This is a genomic window from Paenibacillus sp. JZ16 (assembly GCF_015326965.1).
GTDB lineage: Bacteria > Bacillota > Bacilli > Paenibacillales > Paenibacillaceae > Paenibacillus_AQ.
Genome location: NZ_CP017659.1, coordinates 1,934,082 through 1,954,817, shown reverse-complemented (window position 1 = coordinate 1,954,817; position 20,736 = coordinate 1,934,082). Strand labels below are relative to the sequence as shown.

The window sequence follows — 20,736 nt, the reverse complement described above, 5'->3', positions numbered from 1 at the left end:
CAAGCGTTGTCTAGCTCTTGCCTGTTTGCTGACACCAGGCTTCGAAGAGGCTGCGGTTACGTTGGCTGGTGCTGCTGCCATAAAGGACGCGATGATACAAGACGGCATCGACCTGAACCGGTGAGCTGTGCTTAAGAAGCCTGGCGGTGACATCGATATCTTCGAAGATACGCCCGAGACGATCCTCCCGATTCCACCAGCCCCCAATGGCGATTAGGGATGACTTGCGATACATTCGAGGGACAAGCGGGTGCCCATGTTGAGTCGTTCGATTTACGGAAGCAGACCAAGACGAATAAAGATGGCCCGAATCAACATTTTTTCTCCATAGAGGACCGAACTGCCGGGTTCGTTCCCAGCATCCATACCGCCCCGTGGCCATTCTGCCGTCCGGATTCTGGTCAAGCGCGTCGGACAGGAGTTCGATCGCATCCGGTGCCAGCCAGTCATCTCCATCCAATTCCAGAATATATCGCCCCTTTGCTTCAAAGAGCAGCCGATTCATCATGATCGCCTTTCCGCGGTTACGCGATTGGGACAGGACCCGAATTCTGCTGTCAAGATAAGCACAGGCTTCCTCGAGACTGTCGTCCTCCGAGCCGTCATCGCCTATTAGCAGCTCCCAATTATCGCTTGATTGAGCCAATACGGAACGGATGCTCCAGCCTAAAGAGTCCTTCATATTATGAATGCTCATCAGAATGGAGACGACAGGTTGCGGAGGAATTTCAGGGGATAAAGCCCCTTTCGAGCTGGCGGTATTCTCTCGTATCCTTGTTGCCGACAGAATAGGGAGAATATACTCCAGATCTTTTTGATACGGAGGATTTTGCGTCGGGTCCAGATGCATCGTAAGGCTTGGATCGGCGGGCAGCAGATCGTAAGACAGAAATTTAGCAGCCGGAAGCCTGTTATCCCAGCGGGTGAGAGCAGCAAGCAGCCAGGTTTTTCTCCAATATAGAGGGGCACCGTTCATGCATATACAGACAACACGATCTGGAATATGGGGTGGTATCGGAATGCAATGCTGTGCGCTTTTATGGGAAAAAGACAAGGTACCGCTCCATAGAATCCACTCATGATCTATTTGTGAGACTTCCTGAATGATTTGTTCACGATAGGCTGTCGTATCGATGGCCCTGTAGCCGAATGGCTGGGTACGGATTCTGGCATAAGGTTTCAATGGGGGTTCATGCCTTTGTCCAGGATGGCCTGACGGATCACTTGATCGGCTTTCAATCCGCGTTCAACCCAGCGATTCTCTCTGGCGTAGGCAATGCGGCCCAGTTTATGCTCTTCCGTGTCCGGGTGATGGAGCATGGAGGACAGTTTGCCCAAGAAATCATCATGGGTGGTCGCTGTAGTAACATGCGGCTCCATGGCGATGCATTCCGGCAGAGCCGTCGACAATACCCTGACACCGGATGCCAAATACTCGTATGCTTTGACTGGATTGGTTGCCAGCGTAATCGGATGATATTGGAAGGGGATCAATGCAACGTCTATATGAGTCAGATAACGCTTGAGCTCCTGGTGCGGCTTTTCACCGAGTATATGCACATTGGGGAGCTTCGAATAATCACCGGAGCTGCCGTAAGGAGCTCCAATGGAAACGAATTGGACGTTTGGAAAACGGAGGGCCGCCTTAGCGAACAGCTCATGATCTACCCAATAAGCCCAGGCGCCGATATAAGCGACAACAGGACCCGGAGGGAGATCGGTGGGTCTTTCACTGAATGGAATATGGAAAAATGAAGAGTCTGCGCCATTCGGGATCAGGGTAAGCGGTTTATCCGGATATGCCAGGGACAACCGGGTGTGAATCACCTCTGCGGTACATACGACATGGTCCGCTTCATCAATCATTTTAGGTTCATATTTTGCCCAATGCGGAAATTCATCACAGCAGTCGTAGATGGTGACGTCGGGTTTGAAGAGTGTGGAAATGCGCGTACGGAGCTTAGACCAGGTCGTCCAGACGACAATCGGATGTTCTTTGCGAAGGGCAGGCAGCTTTTTGTGCAAAAAGGTTTTGGTATCTGTGAACAGGAACACATTCGGTTCAATTTCTTTGAATTCCTTATCCAGCGGTGCCAGGTTTTCGAAGAAAACCTGATGACCAAGCGCGCCCAATTGAGCCATAAGCTGCTGCGGTCTCTGTTTCATATACGACCAGTTCATCGTTCTCGGATAAATGATAACAGCCAAGAGGTTTCCTCCTTTCTTTGTACTCGGGATAATATATGCGTTGCTAGCTTCATAGAATTGGACGAATAAGCCGAATCGCAGAAAAATGGTTGATTTCTACAAGCTTGCTCATGACCGGAACGAATCTATCAACTTTCCATATAATGCTTAAGATATGAGGTTTCAGATCTATCTTTTCATATAAAACGAGGGGGAGTGAAGGTTCGTGAAACATAAAAATGTTCTGGTTATATTCGGAACGCGTCCGGAAGCGATTAAAATGGCACCTTTGGTCAAGGAATTGGAGTCAGCCCCGGGATTAACTCCAATCGTATGCGTAACCGCCCAGCACCGGGAGATGCTGGACCAGGTGCTTCGTTTTTTTGAAATCCAGACGCAAACGGATCTGAATATCATGAAGGAAGGGCAATCCTTATACAATTTGAGCGCTGACCTGCTAAAAGGGATGGAGAAGGTATTCCAAGCGAGAAAATATGATCTAGTGCTGGTCCATGGAGATACCACAACGGCATTCATTGGTGCTTTGGCAGCTTATTACGCAAAGGTTCCGGTGGGACATGTGGAAGCAGGGCTGCGGACGTATGACAAATACGCGCCGTTTCCAGAGGAGATGAATCGCGAGTGGATCGGCAGGGTGGCGGATATGCATTTTGCTCCGACGGCGCTGTCGGCAGCAAATCTCAAAGCCGAGAATCGATCGGCTCACGTGTATGTAACGGGAAACACGGGAATCGATGCAATGAAGTGGACGCTAAAGGCTCCCTTTAAACATCCGATACAGCACAAATTACGGCAAGATAGCCGCTTAATACTGATGACCATGCATCGGCGGGAGAATTGGGGAGAACCGATGAAAGGGGTATTTGAGGCTGTGAAGCGGGTGATCCAGAAGCACCCTGACATTGAAGTGATATATCCGGTCCATCCGAACCCCGTACTGCAGGAGGCGGTCGCGCAAGAGCTTGAGGGGCACGAGCGAATCCACTTGACCGAACCGCTCGATGTCGTTGATCTCCATCATATCATGCAGCGTTCCTATCTGGTCTTGACGGACTCCGGCGGCATACAGGAGGAAGCGCCGTCACTGGGGAAGCCGGTTCTGGTGCTGAGGGATAAAACCGAACGCCCCGAAGGGGTTACAGCAGGCACTCTAAAATGCGTTGGTACGGAGTGTGAAGCGGTTCAGGCAGAAATAGAGCGACTGCTGACGGATAAGGAAGCGTACCACAGCATGGCCAGAGCCCATAATCCGTTTGGCGACGGCACCGCGTCCCGCCAAATCGTCAGCGCCATCCAGCGATTCTTCCAATCGCAGAGGGGTTGATATAGGGGACGGCTTTGATTTTGCATGCCCGAAGGGCGTATAATGAAGTATAAGTCGGGTTCAAAAAGTCAGTTTTTTGAATAACCTCTATAAGATTTCAAGCGAAAGGATACCTGTTATGGCCAATACTTACACTTATCCACGCAGAGAAGAGATAGCGAATGCAATAACACATGGCATAGGAGCGGCACTGAGCGTTGCTGCGCTGGTGCTGCTGATCGTATTTTCAAGTTTGAAAGGAAATGCCTGGCATGTGGTGAGCTTCACAATCTACGGATCAACGATGCTCCTGCTGTATTTGAGCTCCACGCTCGTACACGGTTTGAGAGACGGGAAAGCCAAGGATTTCTTTGAGTTTATGGATCACTCTTCCATTTACTTGTTCATCGCAGGGACGTATACGCCATTCCTGCTGGTTGCCATCCGGGGATCGCTGGGCTGGAGTCTCTTTGGGATCGTATGGGGCATTGCGCTGTTCGGTGTCGTGTTCAAAGCATTTTTCGTCAAGAAGTTTCTGTTCCTCTCCACGATATTCTATATTGCGATGGGCTGGCTGATTGTCATTGCCTGGAATCCGTTAACGGCGGTTGTAGCGTCGCAAGGCATGAATTTGCTTGCCCTTGGGGGCGTACTGTACACGCTGGGTACCATATTCTATGTATGGCGGGGGTTTCCTTACCATCATGCCATCTGGCATTTGTTTGTTCTGGCGGGTTCGATTCTTCACTTTTTTGCGATACTGATATACCTTCTTCCTATCGGTTGAACGGGTAGGAAGAAGGCTTCCTGCACATGAAGAAGGATGACAAGGGAAATGGCTTGACATCCTTCTTTGTTTTTTGTATGATAAGGTTCGTTAAGCGAACTGTAAAGTGTTTTTCCTTGACGAGGGGGTGCCCTTAAATGAGTCAGGAGAATCGGCTCGAGAAGACGAACCGGATCAATTTGCTGTTCGATTTCTATGAGCAGCTGCTGACAGAGAAACAGCAGACCTTTTTGAAATATTATTTCCATGATGATTTTTCCCTTGGAGAAATCGCTGGTGAATTTGAGATTAGTCGTCAGGCCGTCTATGAGCATATTAAGCGCGCAGAACAGGTGCTCGAGTCCTATGAAGAGAAGTTGGGCCTCTTGAGCAAGCATGAAACGCGCATCCGGGAGCTGGATAAGTTTCGGGTAATGGTGGAGCGTAGCGACCTGGGTGAACATGATAAGAATGTAATGACCGATATGGTCGAACGATTAAAAGTATGGGATTAAGTATGAACGGAGGTGGCGGATATGGCGTTTGAAGGATTGACCAGCAGACTACAGAATGTGTTTAGCAAGCTTCGTGGTAAAGGCAAGGTGTCCGAGGAAGATGTAACAGCCGCCATGCGTGAAGTCAGACTCGCGCTTCTCGAAGCCGACGTTAACTTCAAAGTGGTTAAGGATTTCGTATCCAAAGTAAAAGAGAAGGCCATCGGCAAGGAAGTGATGGACAGCTTTACGCCCGGCATGGTGATCATTGACATCGTTAATAAAGAACTGACGGAGTTGATGGGAGGAAGCCAAGCCAAACTGGCGAAGAGCAACAAGCCGCCAACAGTTATTATGATGGCCGGTTTGCAAGGTGCCGGTAAGACAACGACTTCGGGTAAGCTGGCCAAGCTGCTTCAGAAGCAGAACAGCCGACCGCTGCTCGTTGCCGGCGATATTTATCGTCCAGCGGCGATCAAACAGCTCGAAGTACTCGGCAGTCAGATCAACGTACCGGTGTTCTCGCTAGGAGACAAGACAAGCCCGGTTGAAATCGCAAAACAGGGCCTCCAGCATGCCAAAGATAACGGTCACGATTATGTCATTATCGATACCGCCGGCCGTCTTCATGTCGATGAAGAGCTGATGGAAGAGTTGAAGCAGATTCACAGCGTAGTGAATCCTGATGAAGTCCTGCTTGTCGTTGACGCGATGACGGGTCAGGATGCGGTGAATGTCGCGGAAAGCTTCAATCAGCAATTGACGCTCACGGGCGTCGTACTGACGAAGCTGGACGGCGATACCCGAGGCGGTGCCGCCCTCTCGGTTAAGGCCGTTACCGGATGTCCGATCAAATTCGCCGCACTTGGCGAGAAGATTGATGCGCTCGAACCGTTCCATCCGGAACGGATGGCATCGCGGATCCTCGGCATGGGCGATATGCTGTCGCTTATCGAGAAAGCACAATCGAACATTGATGCAGACAAGGCCAAGGAAATGGAACGCAAAATGCGCAATGCCGAATTTACGTTCGAGGATTTCCTGGAGCAGATGGATCAGGTCAAGAAGCTCGGTCCTCTGGATCAGCTGATGGATATGATTCCCGGCATGGGCAAGATGAAGCAAGCCAAGGATCTCAAGGTGGACGAGAAGCAGATGGGACGCATTGAGGCTATTGTTCACTCCATGACAACAGCGGAGAAGCAGCAGCCTGACATTATCAATCATAACCGTCGTAAACGGATTGCGGCGGGAAGTGGAACCTCGCTGGCTGAAGTGAACCGGCTTATCAAGCAGTTTGACGAAATGCGCCGCGTGATGAAACAGTTCTCGGATATGATGGGTCCTAAAGGCGGCAAGAACAAGGCCATGAAACAACTGAAAGGCTTGACTGGCGGAAAAGGCATGAAATTCCCGTTCCGTTAAGTTACGGTGATATCGAATGGACATTTTTTGAAGGAGGTGAATTTTCAAATGGCAGTACGTATTCGTCTGAAACGCATGGGTGCTCACAAGGCTCCTTTCTACCGCGTGGTGGTTTCTGATTCCCGTTCCCCGCGTGATGGCCGTTTTATCGAGGAAATCGGTTATTACAATCCGGTTGCTCAACCGGCTGAAGTTAAGATCGATGAAGAGAAAGCACTGAACTGGCTTCAAAATGGTGCGCAAGCATCTGACACGGTTCGCAACTTGCTTAGCAAAGCGGGCGTAATGAAGAAGTTTCATGAGCTGAAGCATCAGAAATAAGACTGATCGCGAGGGTTATCTATGGAAGAATTAGTTCGCGTTATTGCTAAGGCTTTAGTGGATCATCCAGAAGATGTGACTGTGAAGACCGTTGAGAAGGAGCACTTGATTGTATATGAGCTGTACGTGCATCCTGACGATGTCGGGAAGGTCATAGGCAAACAAGGGCGTATCGCCAAATCATTGCGTACAGTCGTAACATCGGCGGCGGTTAAAATGGATAAGCGGGTGACCGTTGATATCATTTCTTAAAATATACGAAAGGGGGTTAGGATGCATGTCCTAGCCCTTTTTCGTACATGCTGAAGAAATCAGCCGGTCATACTAGCGTGAACGTTCATTAAGTGATGCAGGAGGAAGACCATGTCTGAAAAGTTGTTTACTGTAGGGAAAATCGTGAATACGCACGGCATCCGTGGGGAAGTTAAAGTCATGCCGCATACGGATTTTGCCGACCAGCGATTTGCTCCAAAGAGCCAGCTGTACATTGTCCCCGAGAAGGGGAGCAAGATTGAAGCAACGGTGGATACATCCCGTTTTCATAAAAACATGTACATCCTTAAATTCAAGGAGCTGCATGGCATCAATGATGCCGAGAAATATAAAGGCTCGCTGCTGAAGATATCAGCGGATCTTCAAGAGGAACTTCCGGAGAACGAGTACTACTTCCATGAGATTATTGGCTGCAAGGTGATGACCGATGAAGACCCTGCTGAGGAGCTCGGCACGATCTCCGAAATTCTGACGCCGGGCGCTAACGATGTGTGGGTTGTCAAAACGCCTCAGGGAAAAGAAATTCTTCTTCCGGCCATACCGGATGTCGTACTTGATGTAGACAAGGAAGCGAAGCTTGTCCGCGTGCATCTCATGGAAGGGTTGTTATAGTCCATGCGGATTGATGTGCTGACGCTGTTCCCCGAGATGTTCGATGGCGTATTTCAATCGAGTATTTTGGGTAAAGCGGCCGAGAAACAAATTGTGAGCTTGAATGCAATCAACTTCCGCCAGTATGCGGGAAACAAGCACGGTCAGGTCGATGACACTCCATATGGCGGAGGCGGAGGGATGGTGTTAAAGCCGGACCCGATTTTTGCTGCGGTGGAGGATATTCTTGCTTCCAATGGGAATGAGATTGCAAACCATGGCGGCGATGGGGCTAATCCTGCCGAGGAGATTCCAGCGGAAGTCTCCGGAACAGTCAAGCCTCCGCGAGTCATTCTGATGTGTCCGCAAGGAGAGACTTTTACGCAGAAGAAGGCGGAAGAATTATCACAGGAAGACCATCTGGTGTTTATATGCGGGCATTACGAAGGTTACGATGAACGAATTCGTGAGTTTCTTGTTACCGATGAGTTGTCCATCGGAGATTATGTGCTCACCGGTGGAGAGCTGCCGGCGATGGTTGCCATCGATTCTGTAGTCCGATTACTTCCGGGTGTACTTGGCAATGAAACCTCAGCGGTGACGGATTCATTCAGTACAGGCCTGCTTGAATATCCGCACTATACACGTCCTGCTGAGTTTCGCGGCTGGAAAGTGCCGGATATCCTGCTAAGCGGTCATCATGCGAATATCGACGTGTGGCGTCGGGAACAAGCGCTTAAGCGGACATGGGAGCGTCGCCCGGAATTGTTAGACAAGCTGGAATTGTCGAAACAGGATCGAGCGTATATAGACAAGCTACAGCGAGAAGCGGGATCCTCATAAGCTTTTTTGCTCAATCGAAGAACAGATCTGTGAGCACAGGTCTGTTCTTTTTTTTATTCCTTAAACGAACCGGTTTCAAGCTGGCACCCCAGAACAAAATTCGTATGAAATGAATAGTGTGATAAATAGGCGTTTGCGGATGTATGAGATCGTAAGGGGTGAAATCGATTGAGGCAAGAAAGAAGGAAGCGTAGGGACAGCAAGGCTGTCATTCAAGGACTTACATCTGGACGAATCCGTGTAGGAAGGAACCAAGCCACTCGATTCGTTACATTGATCTGTCAATTAACGTCACTGTTACGCGCATTTGTGGAACAGCCGGTTAACGAGAATTTCACGCTTATCAAAATACAATTGCAGAGCCTTAACGACCTGGTCTCGGGAATGAGGTTTTCGCTGCGAGAACGGCGGGGGCTTAGCCAGGCCGTGCAGCAAATTGCAAGGATTTCCAATGCGGACAATCTGGAAGGGATCCTAACAAGATTGAACGAAGTCATGACGTTGTTTCAATCATATGGAGAACGACTCGGAGTCGGGGGCGAGATCGGAACGGATATCGAGGCTTCACAACAAGGTATTCAATCTAGGCTGGAGTATGCGTTTCCGAGTGCGGATGCTGTGCCGTTGGTCAATTTAATGAACAATCTGCCTTTATATATTATGAATGCAACGACGAATCCAGGGGCATCGTCGCGCCATCAGCTTGCAGAAGTACTCCAAGGAATTAACCGGCAGGCTGCGAGATTAGGGAGTTCCGGACCACAGTTAAGTAGGCTGCAAGCAGCAGCGGATGGAATTCAAGCTTCGCTTTTGAATGGAGCTTCGCCTGAATTTTTGAATGAACAGTTGACTAATTATACGAATGCTCTTTCAGGAGCGGTAGCGACGTTAAACATTCCAGTGACTGTCCAACAAGCTGCCGTTCAATCTCTGGCAGTTGTAGCAAGGACGAGCGCTGTGAGCGTTCAGGGTCTAACAATCCAGGAAACCCTAGGAAGCGTACCGAGTAACGCTCGGCCGGGCGTGACTGGAGCAACGGGGGCAACAGGAGCAACAGGAGCAACAGGAGCAGCAGGAGTGACAGGGGCAACCGGGGTCACAGGAGGAACAGGAGCAACGGGGGCAATAGGCCCGGCAAGCGCCACGCGAGCTACCGGAGAAACTGGCGCTACGGGAGCAACTGGGGTAGCCGGAGCAACAGGGTCAGTAGGGGCTACAGGAGCTGCAGGCGTGACGGGAGCCACGGGGACAGCAGGTCTCGCTGGTGCAACCGGTGTGACAGGACCGACGGGAGCTACCGGAGCTACCGGAGATGCGGGTGTTACAGGGCTAACGGGAGCAACTGGTGCAACGGTGGCAACTGGTGCAGGGGCTACAGGAGAGACTGGAGCTACAGGGGCAACTGGGGTGACGGGAGCAACTGGTGAAACTGGTGTCACGGGAGCGACTGGAGCAACTGGAGCAACCGGAGTCACGGTGGCGACAGGCCTGACAGGAGCAACTGGTAAAACTGGTGTCACGGGAGCGATAGGAGCAACTGGGGCAACAGGAGCAGCAGGGACCACGGGTGCAATCGGAGCAACTGGGGTAACTGGAGCAACGGGTGCAATCGGAGTAACGGGATCGACGGGTGTAACGGGTGCAACAGGGTCAACGGGAGCAGCAGGAGCAGCAGGAGTCACGGGTGCAACTGGGGTAACAGGAGCCACAAGAGTAGCAGGAGCAACTGGTGGTATAGGTCCAACGGGAGTCACAGGAGCGACCGGTGCAACAGGCCCGGCAGGCCCGACGGGTCCAACCGGCTCCACTACCCTTGTGGGAGGTAGTGTCATCTATGCCAGCAACGGTGCCACTCAAAATGTGGCCACCAATTCACCGGTTTCTTTTTCATCCAGTATGCTTCAAGGCGTAACCTTTAATGGTACAACAACGTTGACTATCGTGACAGCTGGTTTTTACTACTTTGATTGGCATGTTTCTATTGCTAATGGTCAGGCAGCTCCCAACACGTTTGGGATCGTTGTGAATGGAAATACCACGAGTACGGCGAACATGAACTCCATTTCGACCAACGCCGAAGTCTCAGGATCTGCCGTCATCAATTTAAGCGCAGGTAACACTGTAGGGCTCTATAATTTATCGCCAGTGGCCAAGTCGATTACAGCTCCTCAAACCGGTGCCAGAATTACTATCTTTAGAATTGGCTCATAACCCAGCATTGTATACTTCAGGGGCATTTTTTTAATAATGACTGATACAGCCCCTTCATTGGTGGGTAATATGTATCTGGAGAAACACTTGAGAGACGGGGAGGCATCTAGTCATGACAGAACATCGACAACAACAGGAAGCGAAAATAGAAGATACAAACAATACAGAAGTCCAATTTCAAACGGTAGACGACATTCTTGAATACTATGGCAAGCGCCACAAAGGACTGCACGACTCGAAAGAAAGCGTAAATTAAGTTCAGCCTAACCGCTTCCTCGCATGATTTTTCATGCTGGAAGTGGTTTTTTTATGAACGAAAGCTCGGTGAAAAACTGGCCTAACCATGAGGGTGTAAAGATAAAACACTTGATTCGGACTGCGAAATATGTTATTATTTCTTTTGTTGTGAATACGGTGGTCCGCTGCGGATAATGAAGGAAATACATAGAGTTTCCGGAAGATGCAAGAACACCTGTGTGAGAGGAGGGAGTCATAGATGAATATCGTTCAAGCGATTACTCAAGAACAACTTCGTAAAGATATTCCGAGCTTTCGTCCTGGTGATACTTTAAAAGTACACGTTAAGGTTATCGAGGGAACTCGTGAGCGTATCCAGTTGTTTGAAGGTGTAGTAATTAAACGTCGCGGTGGCGGAATCAGTGAGACTTTTACCGTTCGTAAAATTTCTTACGGTGTTGGTGTGGAAAGAACTTTCCCAATCAACTCGCCTAAAATCGATAAAATCGAAGTGGCTCGCCGTGGTAAAGTGCGTCGTGCGAAGCTTTATTATCTTCGTGAACTGCGCGGTAAAGCAGCGAGAATTAAAGAAATTCGTCGTTAATTACAAGGCGGTAGAAAGGGGCTTGTGCGTATATACAAGCCCCTTTTGTATATCCAAAAATCGTTATCATGCGAAAGCGATCTATAGGGAAGGACGGTGGGTTATGGAGAAAGATCAACACCAGGAGGCCATTGAAACCAACGTGGGGAAACCGGCCAAAAAGGCTAAGAACGAGCTTGTAGAATGGCTGAAGGCTCTTCTCATTGCTCTGGTTCTCGTCGTTCTCATTCGCTGGCTTCTCTTTAAACCGTTTATTGTGCAGGGTCCATCCATGGAACCTAACTTTGTATCCAATCAGAAGCTGATCGTCAACGAGATTTTATATGATATCCGCAAACCCGAGCGTGGAGAAGTTATCGTGTTCCATGTTCCTGATGAGGGCAGGGATTTCATTAAACGCGTAATTGCAGTTGCTGGTGATACGGTTAAAGTTGAAGGCGATAAAGTGCTTGTCAACGGGGAGCCTGTGAATGAAACCTACATACAGGAAGCAATTGATCAAGCTCATGCTGAAAACAGATTATACAATAACACGGACTTTCCGAACTCGTTCGTTCAGGACGGCGTTGTGCCAGAAGGCCATGTGTTTGTGATGGGGGACAACCGCTCCAACAGCACGGACAGCCGTATGATAGGATATGTTCCTTTGGGGGATATTATCGGGCGAGCAGACTTGATCTTCTGGCCGATTAAAGACATAGGGCTCATCAACCATTAGCCATGGCGCTATAGAAACGATGAAAGTTTGCAGAGCAAAGTAGAGGTGACGACGTTGACAATACAATGGTTTCCCGGACATATGACCAAAGCGCGCCGCCAAATTCAGGAGAAGCTGAAGCTGATCGATGCTGTAATTGAACTGATCGATGCGAGGCTTCCGCTCTCAAGCCGAAATCCCATGATTGACGAGATTTTGCAGGGCAAGCCGCGGCTCATTATTATGAACAAAGCCGATTTGGCAGATCCTGAGGTAACAAGGCAATGGCAAGCCCATTTCAAAGAAAACGGCTTAACCGCCTTCCCTGTAGATGCATCCACGGGGACAGGTGTTAAGGATATTCCGAATCAGATCAAGCTGCTGCTGAAAGAGAAGATTGACAAACAAATCGCCAAGGGCATGAACCCGCGAGCTATGCGGGTGTTGATCGTGGGGATTCCGAATGTAGGCAAATCCACGCTGATTAACCGGCTTGCCGGCCGGAACATCGCCGAGACGGGAGACCGTCCGGGTGTCACCAAAGGGCAGCAGTGGATTAAGGTTGCCGGCGGTGAGATGGAATTACTGGATACACCCGGTATCCTGTGGCCAAAGTTCGAGGATCAGAATGTAGGGTACCGCCTGGCGGTCACCGGCGCCATTAAAGAGGAAATATTGAATGTAGAGGATATTGCCTTTTTTGCGATCAAATATTTCTCTAACTATTATTGGGAATCGATGAGCGAGCGCTTTGATCTTAAGGAGCGCCCCACGGATCTGGATAACCCGGATGAAATTGTCGCGGTCATGGAAGCGATCGGAAAAAAACGCGGCTGTATCGTAAGCGGCGGAAGAGTCGATCTGGAAAAAGCCTCAAGCATTTTCCTGCGTGAGCTTCGCGCAGGTAAACTAGGGCGATATTCCATGGAATCGCCTTATTGAATCGTTAACGGAGAATGGGAGGATGAACTGCCTCTCACTCCAGCTCAACCCGAAAGAACCGTTCTGCCCGAATACCGGGAGAACGGTTCTTTTTTTTCAATATAGGGATAAACATCAGAGGCATGCCCACACACACTATCGTAAGAAAAACTTTCTTTCCTCGTGTTCCGACCTTCTGTCCAAGTATGTCGATCAGCGTCTTTCTGTGGATCAGCTGGAGGTCCATGGTGGAGTCTCAGCTCCTTCTGCAATCCCCTAGTCTATTTTTTCAGTCGATGCCCTGAATAGCGGTTTTGTTTGGATATGCGTGACTTGATAGGGTAACGCCGGTTCTTTCACCCGGGACAACAGCATGTTGGCCGCAGCAATTCCCATTTCATCGCTATAGATATGTACCGTTGATAAATGGGGTTCAACGATGCGCGATTCAGGCGCATTATCGAAGCCGCATACGGCAATGTCGCCCGGGATGGCGATATGGTTATTCTTCAAGGCTTTCATCACATTGACCGCAATAAAATCATTGGCGCATACAAATGCGGACGGCATCTGTTTCATCTGTTTCAGCCGCTTCTCCATCCAGTCGGACTCGGAGAAAAACTCACGGTCCGGGTTTAGAACACATTGTTCCAGATCCAGCCGGATCCCCATTTCGGTCAAGGCCCGATTAAATCCCACCCAGCGTTCATTAAAGCTCTTGCAATGATGGATGTCCCCGATAAATCCCAAAGACATGTTGCCCTGCTCTATGAGCCGCCTGGTCATGTGGAAGGTGCTGTGTTCATTCTCCATCAGTAGTAAATCCGCTTGCAAGTCCGGGTAGAACATGTCAGCGGCACAATCGATAAATACGGTAGGAAGGCCGAGGCTTGTGAGCTCCTTGCTGTATTCCATATCAAATAACTCAATACAGATGATTCCATCCACTTTGGAGGATTCAAAATTGTTAGGCAGCGTCCGAGAATTTCGATCGATGTCCCGGACGATATGAATGGACAGGTTATAGCCTTCCGCGCTGATTCGTTTCTCAAGCCCGCTGATTAAGCGCGAGCCAAAATGGGAGGTGCTCGGAAGATTCGCCGTGAGAAGAGCGATGTTTCCCGGGGTTTTGGTCAGCAGGTTGTCCGTCTCCATGAAGGCAAATTGTTTGTATTTCAATTCGATTGCTTTTTTGATGACCCTGCTGCGCGTCTCGTCCGGAATACTTTCGCTGCCGTTCAAAGCTTTGGATGCCGTATTTCTGGAGATCCCCAGTGCATCCGCAATATCTTGAATTGTGACTTTTTCTTTCGTCATGTATCTGATTTCACCTCAAATGATCAACTTCATACCAGTCTCGTTGTTTCTCCCAGGCGCTATTGACCTGAATATCTTAAATCAAATGTATAATAGATTAGCTAAAATAGCAACCTCAAATTTACAAATGCACAGTCAATTTAACATTTAAACAACAGGGATTTAGTTGGAATTGACTTCGTTATTCCATTACATTTGTTAAAACATCATCTAACAAGGATGGAAAGGGTGGAAATCCGTAATTCTACGTAATAAACGACATGAATTACCCGTGTTTATGACAAATGGATGAAGTAAACGAACAATGTATATTGTCAATTGCACAAATAAATTTTTACAAAAACGATTGACTGAAGTTACATCATTTGATAAATTGTAAAAGCGACATTCAACAAAAGTGAAAAATGAAAGCCTTTTCTGTAAGCAATATGTAAACTTCTCTAGAAAGAACGGGGGAACAGGTTTGGAAAATTCAATGGAACCAGCCAACCAGGGGGCAGGGATAATCAGAGAACGGAGTTCTGCGGGGCGAATGCTCGCTTTCATCAAGAAAAACTATTTTCTGTACATACTGCTAGCTCCGGCGCTTATATTGACCCTTATTTTCAAATACGTCCCGATGTACGGTGCCGTAATCGCATTTAAGGATTTCAGTCCCATTAAAGGGATTCTGGGCAGCGAGTGGGTTGGGCTCAAGCATTTTGAAAAGTTTATCGCCTCGCCGAATTTTGACGTCATTTTTATGAATACGCTTAAATTGAGTTTTTTTGGTCTGATCTTTAGCTTTCCGGTGCCGATCCTGCTTGCGCTCATGTTAAACCAGGTTCGCAGGGCGACGGTCAAGAAAAATGTTCAGCTGTTTCTATATGCACCCAATTTCATCTCGGTGGTCGTCATTGTCGGAATGCTGTTTATCTTCTTGTCGCCAACGGGGCCGATTAATCAATTGGTCATTTGGATGACGGGTAATCCGCTTATGTTTATGTCGCAGCCGGAATATTTCAGGTGGATTTATATCCTATCGGATATATGGCAGAGTGCCGGATGGGCCTCCATCATCTATGTGGCTGCTCTTGCGAATGTGGACCCGGAGCTGCATAACGCGGCCAGCCTGGACGGAGCTAACCTGCTCCAGCGCATTCGAAATATCGATCTGCCCACGATTAGGCCGATTATGGCGATCGTCTTCATACTTGCGGCAGGGGGCATTATGTCTATTGGCTTTGAAAAGGCTTATCTGATGCAGACCTCCATGAATCTTCCCACTTCTGAAATTATCGCTACCTATGTATACAAGGTCGGCTTACAGTCAGGCGATTACGCGTACTCGGCAGCGGTTGGTTTATTCAATTCCGTCATCAATGTCATTTTGCTCGTGACGGTGAACTTTATTGTCCGAAAACTCAATGAAGGCGAAGGCCTCTACTAGGAAAGGAGACATATTCATGGCCGTTAAACATTCACGCTTCGACCGCTTTCTGTTGTCATTAAATGCAATCTTTTTAACGCTTGCCGTACTGGTCGTGGTCGTTCCATTGGTTTACATTGTCGTTGCTTCGTTCATGGATCCCACCGTGCTGCTGAATCAAGGACTATCTTTTAAAATTTCCGATTGGAGCCTGGAAGGATATCAGATGATCCTGTCCAATCCTGCGATGCTTCGCGGATTTGGCAATGCGGTGTTCTATTCAACAGCATTTGCGCTTCTCACGGTAACGGTTTCGGTCTGTGCGGGATACGCCCTTTCGGAGAACCGGCTGGCCGGACGACACTTTTTCATGACGCTGTTCATTATCACCATATTTTTCGGAGGCGGACTGATTCCTACGTACTTGCTCGTGAGGGAGCTTGGCATGCTCAATACGGTATGGGCCGTGATCATCCCGGGTGCGGTCAATGTGTGGAATATCATTTTGTCCAGAACCTTCTTCAAAGGGGTACCGAATGAATTGAAGGAGGCTGCTAATGTGGACGGGGCTTCCGATATGAAAATCTTTGTCCGGATCGTTCTGCCGCTATCCAAGCCCATTATCTTTGTGCTCGCGCTGTATGCCTTCGTTGGCCAGTGGAACGCATTCTTCGATGCCATGATCTATCTGGACGATCCCAAGCTGCACCCGCTGCAGCTCGTTCTTAGATCGATTCTGATACAAAACCAGGCTGCGCCGGGCATGATCAGCGACCAGCTTGCGATGGCGGAGCTGAAACGGCTCTCGGAAATGATTAAATATTCGGCGATCGTGATATCCAGCCTTCCGCTGCTGATTATGTATCCGTTCTTCCAAAAGTACTTTGAAAAAGGTGTTATGGTAGGCTCGCTCAAATAGTGGCCCGCCCTCAACATAGTAATCCAAATATATGATTCGGGAGGTCATTGATATGAATAAGAAGGGATTCAAGAAACATAACCGTAAAAAAACGGTAACGCTGACAGCTCTGGCAGCCGTGCTGCTCTTGGCCGGATGCGGCAGTGGCGGTGAGGCACAAAGCGAGTCGCCGGACGGTAAGGTCACCCTGAACGTCCTGACGCAAAGCTCTCCGCTGGCTCCTGCCGACCCTAACGAGAAGCTGATCAACAAGCGGTTGGAGGAGAAAACCGGCATTCACATCAAGTGGAAGAACTACACCAGCGATGTATTTGCGGAAAAACGCAATCTGGCCGTGGCGAGCGGCGATTTGCCGGATGCCATTTTCGATGCCGGATACGGAGACTATGATCTACTGAAATTGGCGAAGGACGGGGTTATCATTCCCGTGGAGGATTTGATCGAACAGCATATGCCCAATCTCAAAAAGGTACTTGAGGAAGCACCGGAATACGTCAACATGATTACGGCGCCGGATGGGCATATTTATTCCTTCCCATGGATCGAGGAGTTGGGTTCAGGGAAAGAGCGGATTCAATCGGTGGATAACTTCCCCTGGATTAACGTGGAGTGGCTCGACGCCTTGGGGCTTGAGATGCCAACCACCACGGAAGAGCTAAAAACGGTATTGAAAGCGTTCAAAACCCAAGATCCGAACGGCAACGGACAGGCGGACGAAATACCGCTTTCCTTCATTAATAAGCCGGGCGGCGAGGATCTGACATTCCTGTTTGCTTCATTCGGCTTGGGCGAGAACTGGGATCATACCGTTGTTACGGATGATGGCAAGGTGGTGTTTACCGCAGCAGAGGAGGGGTATAAGGAAGCCATAGCATTCATTCACGAATTATATGAAGAGGGATTAATCGACATTGAAGCCTTCCAGCAGGATTGGAATACCTACCTGGCTAAGGGAAAGGACCACCGGTACGGCATGTATTTTACGTGGGATAAAGCCAACATCACGGGCATGAATGATACGTATGACCTGATGCCGCCGCTTGCAGGACCATCCGGTGAGATCAATGTGACGAGAACGAACGGGATCGGTCTTGACCGGGGAAGATTGGTCATTACCAGCAGCAACAAGAAGCTGGAAGAAACGGCAAAATGGATCGATGCGATGTATGAACCGCTCCAATCGGTTCAGAACAACTGGGGAACCTACGGTGACGATACCCAGCAGAATATTTTTGAGCTGGACGAAGCCAAAGGGATGCTGAAGCATCTTCCGCTTGAAGGCACGGCTCCGGTAGAGCTAAGACAAAAAACAAGCATCGCGGGGCCGCTTGCGATCCTGGACGAGTATTATGGCAAATACACCACGATGCCGGATGATGCTGCGTGGAGGCTCAAACTCATGAAAGACGTCATGGTACCGCATATGAAAGCGGAGAATACGTATCCGAAAGTGTTCTTCTCCATCGACGAGTTGGATCGCTTATCCACGATTGAAGCGGACTTGTTCCCTTACCTGGAAAGAATGCGCACCGAATGGTACCAGAATGGAAAAGTAGATCAGGAATGGGACGCTTATCTGAAGGAATTGGATCGACTTGGACTTCAGGAGTGGCTGACGATTAAACAAACGGGATACGACAGGAACATGAAGTAACCGTGTGGAATGCGGCCGCCGTTGATGCATATGGTTGAAGTACGGTCGTAAACCCATGATAACGATAATGAAGGAGATCACCGAATGTCTAAGACAAAACAACAAAACTATCGAAATGCCTATCATTTTTCACCACAGAAGTACTGGATGAATGATCCCAATGGCATGGTTTATTTTAAAGGGGAATACCATTTGTTTTATCAGCATCATCCCTTTGGCACCACATGGGGACCCATGCACTGGGGGCATGCGGTCAGCAAGGATCTGGTTTCCTGGGAAGAGCTTCCCATTGCATTAGCGCCGGATGAACGTGGCACGATTTTTTCGGGGAGTGCCGTTGTAGATTGGAACAATTCCAGCGGATTTTTCGACGAAGGGCCCGGGCTTGTGGCGATTTTCACTCACCATCATGATGCGCCGAGCGCGCAGCAAATGATTCAGTATCAAAGTCTGGCGTACAGTAAGGACGAAGGAAGAACCTGGAGAAAGTATGAAGGAAATCCGGTCCTTCGCCATGACAGCTATGTTGATTTTCGGGATCCCAAAGTGTTCTGGCATGAGCCGTCATCGCAGTGGGTGATGATTGTGGCGTGCGGACAGACGGTATGTCTTTATCGATCTTCCAATTTAAAGGAATGGGTATTTGCCAGCGAGTTTGGAGAGGGCATCGGATCTCATGACGGAGTATGGGAATGCCCCGATCTGTTCCCTCTTACTACGGAGGACAATGGAATACGATGGGTCATGCTTGTCAGCATTGGCGATGATCCGGCCTACGTCGAGGGCTCCAGAACGCAATATTTTATTGGAGATTTTGACGGAACAGCGTTTATTCCGGATGAGCGCTCCAAGTGTGATGTGCGGTGGCTGGATTACGGCAGGGACAATTATGCCGGAGTCAGCTGGTCCGACATTCCTGCACCGGATGGCAGAAGGCTGTTCATTGGCTGGATGAGCAATTGGAAATACGCAAACCTGACACCGACGGATGGTTGGAGGGGGGCCATGACCTTGGTGCGGGAACTCAAGCTGGAGACGCTGCAAGGTGAAGTCATGGTAACGCAGCAGCCGATTCGTGAAATCGAAGAGTATCGTCATGAGGTGCTTTCCTTGCGTGATATAGCCGTGGATGAAGCTGCTGTCCGATTAGCGGCTGTACGGCTGGAGAACTTCGAGATCCTTGTCCGCTTTGATCCAGCATCTTCGCTTGGTTTGAAGGTAAGGGCAGGATTAGGACAAGAAACGTTGGTCGGTTGGGATGCAAGGTTAGCCGAAGTATACGTGGATCGCAGCCGTTCAGGGCAGGCGGATTTCCACAAAGATTTCCCCGGCAAGCATGCGGCACCGTTAAAGACACCGGGCTCTATGCTGGAACTGCGGATCTTCGTGGACCGTTCGTCCGTGGAGCTGTTCGCGGATCGCGGGCAGGCGGTGATCACGGATTTAATTTATCCTGATCCCGCATCAACGGGCATAACCGTGTTTGCTGATGATAACCGGAAGGTCATAGAATCCCTCCATATCTATGAGGTTTCTTCATCTGGTGGCCAGTTAAAGTAATATGAATCGATAAGACATAAGGAGATCCGGCAGTATGCATATTGGAGCAATGGAAGCGGGCGGCACCAAATTTGTCTGCGGTATTGGAAGTGAAGACGGAATCGTCAAGGACAGCATCAGCTTTCCGACAGGACAGCCGGAAGGGACATTATCCAGAGCCATTTCCTACTTCAAGGATCATGAGGTAGAAGCCATTGGCATCGGGTCATTTGGCCCCATCGATCTGAAACAGGAGAGCCCGACATACGGATATGTAACGTCAACACCGAAACCTGGATGGTCGCATACAGATGTCCTTGGTAAGATGAAGTCGCATATGAACATTCCCTATGGCTGGGATACGGATGTCAATGCAGCTGCTTATGGAGAAGCGACTTGGGGAGCAGCGAGGGGGCTGAGCAGCTGCGCTTATTATACGGTGGGTACAGGTCTTGGGATCGGCCTTTATGCCGAAGGACGACTGGTTCATGGATTGGTTCATCCGGAAGGAGGCCATGTTCCCGTTAAACGCCATCCGGAAGATGGCTTTGGAGGAACCTGTCCTTACCATGGCGATTGCTTGGAAGGATTGGCAGCAGGGCCGGCGCTTGAAGCCCGATGGGGGTTGAAAGGACATCTGCTGCCGGCCGACCATCCCGCTTGGGAAATCGAAGCCTATTATATAGCGCAATCCATAACCGGACTGATCCTGACGAATTCCCCGGAGAAGATCATACTGGGCGGCGGGGTTATGCAGCAAGCTCAGCTGTATTCCCTCATTCGTGCAGAGGTGAAGCGCAATTTGAACGGATATGTGCTTGCCGACGAAATTGTACACGATATCGAGAATTATATAGTTCCTCCGGTATTAGGCACCCAGTCCGGTTTATGCGGCGCATTGGCTCTGGGAATCCGGGCATGGCAAGATTCGCAACGATAAACAATTGGGAGATCAGCCCGAGTGTTCGGGCTGTTCCTTCCTATATAACGTGTGGTAAAGAATCG

Annotated in this window: 21 protein-coding genes; 18 read left to right on the top strand and 3 right to left on the bottom strand. The window is 49.3% G+C overall.

The genetic code is table 11. From position 1 onward, the window contains the following. Nucleotides 1-10 precede the first annotated feature (10 nt). Both BJP58_RS08725 and BJP58_RS08720 read right to left on the bottom strand, forming a co-directional pair. Nucleotides 11-1,183 (bottom strand): glycosyltransferase family 2 protein, encoded by a 1,173-nt coding sequence (locus BJP58_RS08725; RefSeq protein WP_194543600.1) that lies wholly within the window; start codon nt 1,181-1,183, stop codon nt 11-13. Then, on the bottom strand, nt 1,180-2,208 hold the full coding sequence (locus BJP58_RS08720; protein ID WP_194543599.1) for a glycosyltransferase family protein: 1,029 nt from the start codon (nt 2,206-2,208) through the stop codon (nt 1,180-1,182). Before BJP58_RS08720 ends, BJP58_RS08725 begins: the two co-directional genes overlap by 4 nt. A gap of 205 nt (nt 2,209-2,413) precedes the next feature. Between BJP58_RS08720 and wecB the strand changes: the two genes are divergently transcribed. The 13 genes from wecB to ylqF all read left to right on the top strand — a co-directional run bounded on the left by wecB (nt 2,414) and on the right by ylqF (nt 12,915). Next, the gene (gene wecB / locus BJP58_RS08715; RefSeq protein ID WP_199341204.1) at nt 2,414-3,532 is read left to right on the top strand and encodes a non-hydrolyzing UDP-N-acetylglucosamine 2-epimerase; all 1,119 of its coding nucleotides are present in this window, start codon (nt 2,414-2,416) and stop codon (nt 3,530-3,532) included. Between the two features lie 118 nt (nt 3,533-3,650). After that, entirely contained in the window at nt 3,651-4,298 is a 648-nt protein-coding gene (gene trhA / locus BJP58_RS08710) for a PAQR family membrane homeostasis protein TrhA (protein ID WP_194543598.1), read from the top strand. A gap of 137 nt (nt 4,299-4,435) precedes the next feature. Beyond that, nucleotides 4,436-4,792: a putative DNA-binding protein gene (locus BJP58_RS08705; RefSeq protein ID WP_071220053.1), complete on the top strand. Its 357-nt coding sequence runs from the start codon at nt 4,436-4,438 to the stop codon at nt 4,790-4,792. A gap of 21 nt (nt 4,793-4,813) precedes the next feature. Then, nucleotides 4,814-6,196: a signal recognition particle protein gene (gene ffh, locus BJP58_RS08700; protein ID WP_071220054.1), complete on the top strand. Its 1,383-nt coding sequence runs from the start codon at nt 4,814-4,816 to the stop codon at nt 6,194-6,196. 48 nt (nt 6,197-6,244) lie between these two features. Beyond that, entirely contained in the window at nt 6,245-6,517 is a 273-nt protein-coding gene (gene rpsP / locus BJP58_RS08695; RefSeq protein WP_006211361.1) for a 30S ribosomal protein S16, read from the top strand. A gap of 21 nt (nt 6,518-6,538) precedes the next feature. After that, nucleotides 6,539-6,769: a KH domain-containing protein gene (locus BJP58_RS08690; RefSeq protein WP_006211360.1), complete on the top strand. Its 231-nt coding sequence runs from the start codon at nt 6,539-6,541 to the stop codon at nt 6,767-6,769. Nucleotides 6,770-6,880: 111 nt separating this feature from the next. After that, complete coding sequence (rimM, locus tag BJP58_RS08685) at nt 6,881-7,402, top strand: ribosome maturation factor RimM (RefSeq protein ID WP_194543597.1); 522 nt, start codon at nt 6,881-6,883, stop codon at nt 7,400-7,402. 3 nt (nt 7,403-7,405) lie between these two features. Further along, the gene (trmD, locus tag BJP58_RS08680) at nt 7,406-8,224 is read left to right on the top strand and encodes a tRNA (guanosine(37)-N1)-methyltransferase TrmD (RefSeq protein ID WP_194543596.1); all 819 of its coding nucleotides are present in this window, start codon (nt 7,406-7,408) and stop codon (nt 8,222-8,224) included. Between the two features lie 168 nt (nt 8,225-8,392). Continuing rightward, nucleotides 8,393-10,435: a collagen-like repeat preface domain-containing protein gene (locus BJP58_RS08675; RefSeq protein ID WP_233355006.1), complete on the top strand. Its 2,043-nt coding sequence runs from the start codon at nt 8,393-8,395 to the stop codon at nt 10,433-10,435. Nucleotides 10,436-10,547: 112 nt separating this feature from the next. Next, a complete protein-coding gene (locus BJP58_RS08670) occupies nt 10,548-10,691 on the top strand; it encodes a hypothetical protein (RefSeq protein ID WP_181469736.1) in 144 nt (47 codons plus the stop codon). A gap of 240 nt (nt 10,692-10,931) precedes the next feature. Beyond that, complete coding sequence (rplS, locus tag BJP58_RS08665; RefSeq protein WP_015736355.1) at nt 10,932-11,276, top strand: 50S ribosomal protein L19; 345 nt, start codon at nt 10,932-10,934, stop codon at nt 11,274-11,276. Nucleotides 11,277-11,379: 103 nt separating this feature from the next. Further along, nucleotides 11,380-11,994, top strand: coding sequence for a signal peptidase I (lepB, locus tag BJP58_RS08660; RefSeq protein WP_036663956.1), 615 nt, complete (start codon nt 11,380-11,382; stop codon nt 11,992-11,994). A gap of 54 nt (nt 11,995-12,048) precedes the next feature. Further along, entirely contained in the window at nt 12,049-12,915 is an 867-nt protein-coding gene (gene ylqF, locus BJP58_RS08655) for a ribosome biogenesis GTPase YlqF (protein ID WP_194543595.1), read from the top strand. A gap of 255 nt (nt 12,916-13,170) precedes the next feature. Here the strand turns inward: ylqF and BJP58_RS08650 are convergent, their stop codons facing one another. Continuing rightward, nucleotides 13,171-14,211, bottom strand: coding sequence for a LacI family DNA-binding transcriptional regulator (locus tag BJP58_RS08650; protein WP_194543594.1), 1,041 nt, complete (start codon nt 14,209-14,211; stop codon nt 13,171-13,173). A 532-nt stretch (nt 14,212-14,743) separates the two neighbouring features. Between BJP58_RS08650 and BJP58_RS08645 the strand changes: the two genes are divergently transcribed. The 5 genes from BJP58_RS08645 (at nt 14,744) to BJP58_RS08625 (ending at nt 20,671) form a co-directional block, all read left to right on the top strand. Then, on the top strand, nt 14,744-15,640 hold the full coding sequence (locus BJP58_RS08645) for an ABC transporter permease (RefSeq protein WP_233355005.1): 897 nt from the start codon (nt 14,744-14,746) through the stop codon (nt 15,638-15,640). Between the two features lie 16 nt (nt 15,641-15,656). Further along, nucleotides 15,657-16,538, top strand: a complete 882-nt coding sequence (locus BJP58_RS08640) for a carbohydrate ABC transporter permease (RefSeq protein ID WP_194543592.1) — start codon at nt 15,657-15,659, stop codon at nt 16,536-16,538. 52 nt (nt 16,539-16,590) lie between these two features. Further along, a complete protein-coding gene (locus BJP58_RS08635) occupies nt 16,591-18,192 on the top strand; it encodes an ABC transporter substrate-binding protein (RefSeq protein ID WP_194543591.1) in 1,602 nt (533 codons plus the stop codon). Nucleotides 18,193-18,276: 84 nt separating this feature from the next. Further along, nucleotides 18,277-19,752, top strand: coding sequence for a glycoside hydrolase family 32 protein (locus tag BJP58_RS08630; RefSeq protein WP_194543590.1), 1,476 nt, complete (start codon nt 18,277-18,279; stop codon nt 19,750-19,752). Between the two features lie 34 nt (nt 19,753-19,786). Beyond that, nucleotides 19,787-20,671, top strand: a complete 885-nt coding sequence (locus tag BJP58_RS08625) for an ROK family protein (protein WP_194543589.1) — start codon at nt 19,787-19,789, stop codon at nt 20,669-20,671. The last annotated feature ends 65 nt before the right edge of the window (nt 20,672-20,736 follow it).

Bases quoted from the DNA above. Each gene is read 5' to 3' on its own strand.
- BJP58_RS08670 (WP_181469736.1), top strand. From the start codon at position 10,548: ATGACAGAACATCGACAACAACAGGAAGCGAAAATAGAAGATACAAAC.
- rpsP (WP_006211361.1), top strand. From the start codon at position 6,245: ATGGCAGTACGTATTCGTCTGAAACGCATGGGTGCTCACAAGGCTCCT.
- BJP58_RS08630 (WP_194543590.1), top strand. From the start codon at position 18,277: ATGTCTAAGACAAAACAACAAAACTATCGAAATGCCTATCATTTTTCA.
- lepB (WP_036663956.1), top strand. From the start codon at position 11,380: ATGGAGAAAGATCAACACCAGGAGGCCATTGAAACCAACGTGGGGAAA.
- BJP58_RS08645 (WP_233355005.1), top strand. From the start codon at position 14,744: ATGCTCGCTTTCATCAAGAAAAACTATTTTCTGTACATACTGCTAGCT.
- BJP58_RS08650 (WP_194543594.1), bottom strand. From the start codon at position 14,211: ATGACGAAAGAAAAAGTCACAATTCAAGATATTGCGGATGCACTGGGG.
- BJP58_RS08635 (WP_194543591.1), top strand. From the start codon at position 16,591: ATGAATAAGAAGGGATTCAAGAAACATAACCGTAAAAAAACGGTAACG.
- rimM (WP_194543597.1), top strand. From the start codon at position 6,881: ATGTCTGAAAAGTTGTTTACTGTAGGGAAAATCGTGAATACGCACGGC.
- BJP58_RS08625 (WP_194543589.1), top strand. From the start codon at position 19,787: ATGCATATTGGAGCAATGGAAGCGGGCGGCACCAAATTTGTCTGCGGT.
- trhA (WP_194543598.1), top strand. From the start codon at position 3,651: ATGGCCAATACTTACACTTATCCACGCAGAGAAGAGATAGCGAATGCA.
- BJP58_RS08690 (WP_006211360.1), top strand. From the start codon at position 6,539: ATGGAAGAATTAGTTCGCGTTATTGCTAAGGCTTTAGTGGATCATCCA.
- rplS (WP_015736355.1), top strand. From the start codon at position 10,932: ATGAATATCGTTCAAGCGATTACTCAAGAACAACTTCGTAAAGATATT.
- BJP58_RS08705 (WP_071220053.1), top strand. From the start codon at position 4,436: ATGAGTCAGGAGAATCGGCTCGAGAAGACGAACCGGATCAATTTGCTG.
- BJP58_RS08640 (WP_194543592.1), top strand. From the start codon at position 15,657: ATGGCCGTTAAACATTCACGCTTCGACCGCTTTCTGTTGTCATTAAAT.
- ffh (WP_071220054.1), top strand. From the start codon at position 4,814: ATGGCGTTTGAAGGATTGACCAGCAGACTACAGAATGTGTTTAGCAAG.
- trmD (WP_194543596.1), top strand. From the start codon at position 7,406: ATGCGGATTGATGTGCTGACGCTGTTCCCCGAGATGTTCGATGGCGTA.